This is a genomic window from Candidatus Hakubella thermalkaliphila, assembly GCF_013281975.1.
Taxonomy (GTDB): Bacteria; Actinomycetota; Humimicrobiia; order Hakubellales; family Hakubellaceae; genus Hakubella; species Hakubella thermalkaliphila.
In genome coordinates this window covers 1-930 of record NZ_BLRZ01000334.1, presented here as the reverse complement: position 1 = coordinate 930, position 930 = coordinate 1, and the positions used below count along the sequence as shown (strand labels likewise).

The following is a 930-nucleotide window of genomic DNA, read 5'->3' as shown; positions in this document are numbered from 1 at the left end:
GAGTTGTAGACGAGCCATCGGTTTTCCTTTTGGTTAATTTAGTTTGATGAAGAAAATACTTTATACAAAAGATTGTGAGAAATTGAAAGGTCTTTTAGATAAGATTATGTGAGAGGGGACAACAGTTGTCATTTTTACGGTACTTTCTTGACCTCGTGAATGTTATCTTGTGTTCAAGACAATACCTGTAAAGATGACTGTTGATAAACTCCGCTCCAAAGGCTTCATCTATCCCGAGTAGATCAAATGGCAAACGCCCTCTTATATTCTGTATGCCCTCAAATGCCCACTTTTGTGCCTTATTCCTTATTGCCTCTGTCTCAGTCCACCCCGTGTATACATCTACTGCGTTAATCGTTTGTGCAAATTCTCCTGCCGCATCTCCTCCATCATGCCCTACAAGGTCTAATTCTAAAAATACAAGTCTTCCTTCATCCCATTCAGAAAATGTCCTTATCGGTATCTGGTTCTTAAGCAGTGTTCCGGGTTTTGTATTTGACCTGCCTTTTATTTGCTGATTCTTTCTTTCCTTTGCTAAGAGCCTGTCTATGGTTGCAGGACTTATCCTTATCCCGAATTAAATCGGGACTCTTTTGTCTCTCTGCCAATTGTAATCTCCTTATGTTGTTCTAACTTCACGATAAGTTCTTTTAAGACAGAGGCAAGTCTCTTGCCACAGATATAGTCCATTATTTGCCATACCTTATTAAGAACCATGAATACCTTCTGGTCGTATACCTTCTGCCTTGCCTCTTTTTCCTCTTCAACTATAGTAGTCTAACAGAGGTAAGATTCCCGTGGAACATGGATTTGATAATAAGGCAGCAGCTTTAGCGATATGAAGGCAGCGGCTATCCCGTAGGGCTTACAGGCAGACAGATATCAATTGGAGAGTATCATCGGCGTAGCAGATGCATACTATGTAATGGT

The 930-nt window shown here is 40.5% G+C and carries 1 protein-coding gene; it reads right to left on the bottom strand.

The genetic code is table 11. The features are described 5' to 3' along the window. Nucleotides 1-567: 567 nt before the first annotated feature. Complete coding sequence (locus HW443_RS11965) at nucleotides 568-717, bottom strand: hypothetical protein (RefSeq protein WP_176238301.1); 150 nt, start codon at nucleotides 715-717, stop codon at nucleotides 568-570. Nucleotides 718-930: the final 213 nt, after the last annotated feature.

What these genes read in the sequence shown, in the direction of transcription:
- HW443_RS11965 (WP_176238301.1), bottom strand. Translation starts at nt 717, where the DNA reads ATGGTTCTTAATAAGGTATGGCAAATAATGGACTATATCTGTGGCAAG.